This is a genomic window from Novosphingobium cyanobacteriorum (genome assembly GCF_029436685.1).
Lineage (GTDB): Bacteria > Pseudomonadota > Alphaproteobacteria > Sphingomonadales > Sphingomonadaceae > Novosphingobium > Novosphingobium cyanobacteriorum.
The window spans coordinates 21,597-28,131 of the sequence record NZ_JAROCY010000033.1 but is presented as its reverse complement, the minus strand read 5'-3'; the positions used below and the strand labels follow the sequence as shown (position 1 = coordinate 28,131).

At 64.5% G+C, this 6,535-nt stretch carries 4 protein-coding genes; 3 read left to right on the top strand and 1 reads right to left on the bottom strand.

All coding sequences use genetic code 11. From position 1 onward, the window contains the following. Positions 1–190: 190 nt before the first annotated feature. A complete protein-coding gene (locus POM99_RS20720) occupies positions 191–418 on the bottom strand; it encodes a hypothetical protein (protein WP_277280590.1) in 228 nt (75 codons plus the stop codon). A gap of 453 nt (positions 419–871) precedes the next feature. Between POM99_RS20720 and POM99_RS20715 the strand changes: the two genes are divergently transcribed. Genes POM99_RS20715 through mobF form a run of 3 tightly spaced genes read left to right on the top strand, consistent with a single transcriptional unit; the run spans position 872 to position 6,524 of the window. Beyond that, positions 872–1,162, top strand: a complete 291-nt coding sequence (locus POM99_RS20715; protein WP_277280589.1) for a ribbon-helix-helix protein, CopG family — start codon at positions 872–874, stop codon at positions 1,160–1,162. Then, positions 1,149–3,479, top strand: a complete 2,331-nt coding sequence (locus POM99_RS20710) for a type IV secretion system DNA-binding domain-containing protein (RefSeq protein WP_277280588.1) — start codon at positions 1,149–1,151, stop codon at positions 3,477–3,479. Before POM99_RS20715 ends, POM99_RS20710 begins: the two co-directional genes overlap by 14 nt. 3 nt (positions 3,480–3,482) lie before the next feature. Next, positions 3,483–6,524: a MobF family relaxase gene (mobF, locus tag POM99_RS20705; RefSeq protein WP_277280587.1), complete on the top strand. Its 3,042-nt coding sequence runs from the start codon at positions 3,483–3,485 to the stop codon at positions 6,522–6,524. Positions 6,525–6,535 lie beyond the last annotated feature (11 nt).

The window sequence follows — 6,535 nt, the reverse complement described above, 5'->3', positions numbered from 1 at the left end:
CAGCTGCGTGCTGACGGCGGCATGGCATGAGACGGACACGGGCACGGGCAACCTCCTTCACGACAAAGCGGGAAGGTCAGTCTGCCTCAACCGGCGCCAGCCCGCGCCCATGGGATCTTTTTTGCGTGTCCAGATAAAGCACAGCCGGGGCATCGAACCCCGGCTGTGCTGGCCTCTGTCGAGGCCGGTTTCAGCTTGCCCGCAGGCGTTTCTCGGCTTCGTCGAGACCAAGCTTGGCAAGAGCGGCGAAGAAGCTTTCGACCCTCTCGAACGGCGCCTTGCCGAGAACCGATTTCTGCATCAGCTCAACGCTTGCCGCCCGCTCGCTGTCGCGCAGTTTCGCCTCGCGTGTTTCCAGCGCTTGACGCTCCTTTGCGATCGCTGCTCGTTCCGCTTCGAGACTTCCTTTCCTGGCCATGATGTACCTCGTGGGTTGGTGCTGAAACCTCCCGCGCGCGAGGATCGTGATCCTGGCCAGCTTGGCAAGCCCCCTGCCCCAATCGCCGCGACTGAGCTTACGAAAGTCGAGCGATCCGGCTGCCTCAGCTGCCGCCGAGAGGGCGTAGAAAACCCCCCCGGGATTCGGGCAAAATCACCAAAACCCGCGAGCCATCAAAGCTACGGGATCAAGGGGAAGAGGTGCACACCCTACACGGCAGACCGTAGGGTAAAATGGTGGAAATGCGTGGGTGTCGCCGGGCCGGAGGTGTCTGACTGGGTCTGACAACCTCCCAACCCCGCAGAATACCGTCATTCCAGTGTCAGACCCCGTCAGACAAGGCATGGCGAAGCCCCCGGCATTGCCAAGGCGCCCCGCATCGCCTAAAACGGCGCTGCGCAATTCCCACCAGGCCCTGATGAGGGTCTGGTTATGGCAGATGAAGTCCGGCTCACGGTTCGGATACCGCGCGACCTCGCAAATGGCGTTGAGAAGGTACAGGCTGCGCGCGGCCTGACGCCTTCGATCATCCTTCGCGATGCATTGACGCTCTACCTCGAAGCCTTCGCTGGCAGCACCGAAACCGAGCGGCGACGGCAGTTCTCGTCCGAGTATCTGTTCCTCGGAATCGATCTCCTGATCCAGCGCCAGTTTCCCGATGCGCACGAGGCCCTGATGGCGGAAGCCGACCGCCGCGTGGAGGCGCTCTATGCGGCGTCCTGACACCTGGTCCGACCAGGCCCGCCCCGGCCAGCTCAAGCACCATTCGGCGCGCGGAAACATGCCCCGCAATGCGGGTAATTTCACTCGCGGCTCGCAGCTCATAACGCACGAATTCCTGATGTGGTTTTCCTCGGCGAAGATGCCGCTGCTGGTGTGGTTCTTCACGTTCCTGATCGCGCTCTCGATCGTTCTCGCGCTGCTGCTCCACGAGCACGAAGTGCAGATGATCCTGATGCGGATCTATGCCGCCGGGTGGAGCTTCATGGAGTTCAATCCGCGCAAGATTCTCAATCTCACCCTGCCCTCTGGCCGAGTGATCCCCGCCCCGGTTTCGATGATCGCCAGCCACCCAGATGTGGTGATCGCCTGGAACAAGCTGATGCGGGCGATTTGGGGTTCGATGTTCATCTCGCTGTTCGTGGCGGTGCCGCTCTCGGTCTGGTTCATCGACCTCTCGCGCCGGCGCGGCAAGGCAATCCTCGAGGAGCGCCACCAGCGCGGCGCGATGCTGGTCGATGCCGCCGAACTCGCTGCCGTGATCAACCAGCACAACAGCGCCGCACTTGCCCAGGAGCTTGCCGAACGGATGCCCGGCAAGACGATGGACGATGTCATGAAAATGAGCTTCGCCGAGCGCAAGGCAGCCGGCGTCCACCACGTCTACAACATCGCCGGCGTCTCGTTTCCGTGGCGGAGCGAGCAAGCTCACACGATCATGATCGGGTCAACCGGCACCGGCAAGACCACGCAGATGCGGGACATGATTGCGCAGATGCGCGTGCGCCAGGACCGCGCTGTCGTGTTCGATCTCACCGGTGCCTACGTCGAGGCGTTCTACAACCCGGAAACCGACACCATCCTCAACCCGATGGACGAACGCTGCCCGAGTTGGTCGCTGTTCGACGAGGGCAAGAACCACGCCGACTTCACTGCGATCGCCTCGGCGATTCTCCCCACCGATGGCGGCGGCCAGGATCCGTTCTGGATGCTGGGTGCGCGTACCCTGTTCGTCCAGACCTGTGTGAAGCTCATCAAGAAGGGTCAGGCAACCAACCAGGCCCTCGCCAGCCAGTTGATGATGGCCGACCTTGAGGAGGTTCACGAACTCCTCAAGCACACGATCGCCGAACCGCTCACTGCCCCTGTTGCGGCGCGCATGGCCGAGTCCGTACGCGCGGTGCTCAACACCAATGCCCAGGCGCTGCTGTTCTTGCCTGAGGGTAAGGAACCCTTCTCGATCTGCGACTGGATCCGGCACCAGGGCAAGCCCGGCTCGATCCTGTTCATCACCTCCTCGCACAACGAACTGGTGCTTAACCGCGCGCTGCTGTCGCTATGGATGAACCTTGCCGTCCACACTTTGATGAGGCTGCCGCGAACCCGGTCCTTGCGCACCTGGTTCTTCTTCGACGAGGTCCATGCGCTGCACCGCTTGCCCGCGATCGAAGATGGGTTGCAGACCGCGCGGGGCTTTGGCGGCGCCTTCGTGCTCGGCATCCATTCCTTCGCCAAGCTGGCTGAAACCTATGGCAAGGAAGGCGCGCAGAACCTCGCTTCGCTCGCGCGTACCAAGCTGATCCTGGCGGCTGCCGACCGAGACACCGCCGAGCACTGCTCGGACTACATCGGTCACCGCGAAGTGCGGATGATGGATGAGGCCTACAGCTACGGCTATTCCAACATCCGCGACGCCGCGACGATCACCCCGCGCTCGGAAGTGCAGCCGCTGGTGATCCCCGACGACATCATGCGCCTGCCCTCGCTGCGCGGCTTCCTGGTTTTTCCCGAAGGCTTCGACGCGGCCCGGATCAAGCTCACCTACAAGGACTATCCCAAGGTCGCCGAGGGCTACATCCTGCGAGAGAACGTCGAGCCGCTCGAGTTCATCGCGATGCCCAAAGACGAGGGTGGCGAGGCTGAGACCGGTGGGCGCGACCTCAGCGGCGAACCCGAACTCGAACCGCGCAGCGACGATCTCGTCCACGATCCCGAAGCCTCGCTGTCAGCCGCGCTCGATGCCGAAGATGCCGTGCCCGAAAACGTTCCCGACGGGGCCACTCCCGATCCCAGTGTCAGTAAGCAGATGGCATTCCGCTTGGAGCAGAGCACGCAGGGCGAACGCACCAATGGCCGCGAGCAGGATCCGACCCAGAAAGCGGAAAAGAGTGCGGCTTCCAAGCCCCCCGCGCAGCGCACCGGCGTAGCGCGCGAGCTCAATGACCCCGCCCTTCCCGAAAAGGAGGCCGCACGCGGCGAGAAAGCCGCCAAGGGCATCGAGGACCGATCGCATTCCCATGATGACGGACCGGAGCTCTAGGCCATGCACTCGATCGCATCCGTCCGGTCGTCGAGCGGCGCTGCCGACTACTTCGCCAACGACAACTACTACTCGGCCGATGAACACGCGGAAGCAGGGGTCTGGGGCGGCGAGGGAGCGCGCGCACTCGGGCTGGAGGGGCAAGTCGAGCGGGATGCGTTCGAGGGCATCCTCAATGGGCGGCTGCCCGATGGCGAGATGGTCGGGCAGGTCGAGGGGCGGCGCCTGGGTCTCGATCTCACCTTTTCGATGCCCAAGTCCGCCTCGATCCTGGCGCTGGTCAGCGGCGACCGGCGCATCCTCGATGCGCATCTGGCGGCGGTCAAATCGACCATGTCGCAGCTGGTCGAAAAGCAGTTCGCCGAGAGCCGCAATTACGAGCGCAGCCGCAGCGGCGAACCCCAGAAGACCGGTAATCTCGTCTATGCCCTGTTCGCTCACGACACGAGCCGCGCGCTCGATCCGCAGGGGCATATCCACGCTGTCGTCGCCAACCTGACCCGCGACCCCAAGGGCACCTGGAAGGCACTGTGGAACGGCGAGATCTGGAAGAACAACACCACGATTGGCCAGTTCTATCACGCTGCATTCCGCGCGCAGTTGCAGAAGCTCGGCTACGAGACCGAGGCCGTCGGCAAGCACGGCTCGTTCGAAATCAAGGGCGTGCCCGCTGAGGTCATCAAGGAGTTCAGCCAGCGCCGCGAAGACATTCTGACCAAGGTTGAGGAATTGGGCATATCATCGCCCAAGGGACAGGACCGGGTCACCGTCAACACGCGCGATCCCAAGCTGGCGGTTGAGGACCGAACAGGCCTTATCCAATCCTGGCAAGACCGTTCGGCCCAGCTCGGCTTCGACGGCAAAGCCCTCATTGCCGAGGCCAAGGCGCGCGCCGAACTCGAGGCAAAACCAACCTTCCGCGAGACGGCCTCAGCCGCGATTGGCGAGGTCTCGACCCGGATCAATGCCGCGCTGCGCAACCCAAGTCCGCTTGCCGTCAGCGGGGCCGCAGCATTGTTCCTGTCGGCCGACACCATCAAGGCGCAGCATGCGACAGCATCAGCGATCCGGCATCTCTCCGAGCGTGAAGCCGCCTTTTCGCCGCAGGCAATCCTGGCGAGCGCGCTGGGGTTCCAGATCAAGGGCCTCGAGGGCGGCGCAGTCGTGGCACGGATTAGCGAGCTCGTTCGCGAGGGCCACCTGATCCCCGGCAAGTCCGACCGGCTCGACGGCCACTTCGACCTCGTTACCACGCCCGCCGCACTGGCCATGGAGCAACGCATCCTCGACACCATCGAGAGGGGGCATGGCGAGGGCCGTGCCTTCATGCCGCCCGAGGCGGCGATGGCCCGGCTGCAGGAGGCCGCGCGCGAACTGGGGCGCGAGCGCGCCGGGGTGGATAGCTGGCAGCTCAACGAAGGCCAGCTCGCGGCAGGCGTGGCGATACTCTCCAGCGGCGATCGCTTCCTCAACGTCCAGGGCGTCGCCGGCGCCGGCAAATCCACCTTGCTCGGCGCGCTCGACAAGGTGCTGAGCGCTGATGGCGTGAAGCTCGTCGGGCTCGCCTTCCAGAACAAGATGGTCGCCGATCTGCGCGGTGGCGGCGGCCAGGGTATGTCGGCCGACCAAATGCGCGAGGCGGGAATCGAAGCCTACACCATCGCCCGGTTCCTCAACACCTACGGATCGGCGGCCGCTGCAGGCAGCGGCGAGCGATATGACGCGGCCAAGGCTGCGCTCGCCAACACCGTCATCATCACCGACGAAAGCTCGATGGTGGCCTCGCGCGACATGCTGCGCCTTGTGACGCTCGCCGAGCAACTGGACCTCGCCAAGGCCCCGTTCATGGGCGACCGCCAGCAATTATCGGCGATCGAGCAAGGCAAGATGTTCGCGGTGTCGCAGGCCTCTGGCCAGGCGACCGTGCGAATGGACGAGAACATTCGCCAGAAAAACTCGCCGCTCCTCCTCGCTGTAGCGGGGCTCTCTAACGAGGGTCATGCCGGGCTCGCGCTCGACCTGCTTGCAGCGCACGGCCGCGTGATCGAGGCAGGGCCCGACCACGTCGCGCGCGCCGCCGAGCTGTGGCTCTCGCTCTCGCCCGACAAACGCGGGGCGACCGCGATCTTCACAGCGGGGCGCGACGACCGGGCCGAGATCAATGCGCGGATCCAGGCGGGCTTACTCAAGGAAGGGACTTTGAGCGGCGCGGGCGTGCCGCTCGCCACGCTGCAAAGCGTCAACGCCACCCGCGAGGAGCTGCGCTTTGCCTCCACCTACCGGGCCGGCCAGGTACTAGAGGCGCGGATGGACGTGCGCGAGATCGGCCTCAAGACCGGCGAATACCGGGTCAGCGAGGTGGGCAAGGACGGCAAGATCGTGCTCGAGCGCGATGGCAAGCGCAAGGTCATCGATCCTGACCGGATCAATCCCGACCACCGCTTCGACCGGCTCGGGCTCCACGAAGAAAAGCAGATCCGCCTCCACGATGGCGAAACCGTGTTCTGGCGCGACAAGGACGCAGGCCGCGACATTGCCAAGTCGACTTACGCCACCGTGCTCGAGGCGCGGCCGGAAGCCATCTGGGTCGAGCTCGCCGACAAGCGGCAGTTGGTTCTTGCGCCCGGCGATCCGATGCTGCGCCGGCTCGATCTGGGCTACGCGCTCAATGCCCACATGGCGCAGGGCATGACCAAGCCGCAGGCCATCGAGGTGATATCCTCGACCCAGCGCAACCTTGCCACCCAGCGCACGCAGAACGTCCTCAACACCCGCGCCACCGACGACATGACCGTCGTCACCAACAACCTCGAAGGCCTTAAACAGCAGCTCGACCGCACGCCCGGCAACAAGACCTCTGCGCTCGAGGTCACCGGCAAGGTCGAGGTTGAGCCGCGCCATGTGAACCCGATCGACACCAGACAGGTGCCCGAGCTCCGCATGAGCCCCGAACTCAAGGCCAAGCTCGACGCCGTGCTCGGCAAAGTGCCGGAAGCGCCGGTCAAGCAATTGCGGCCGGAAAAGACGCTGGGGCTCGATCTGTGAGGGGGTGGCTC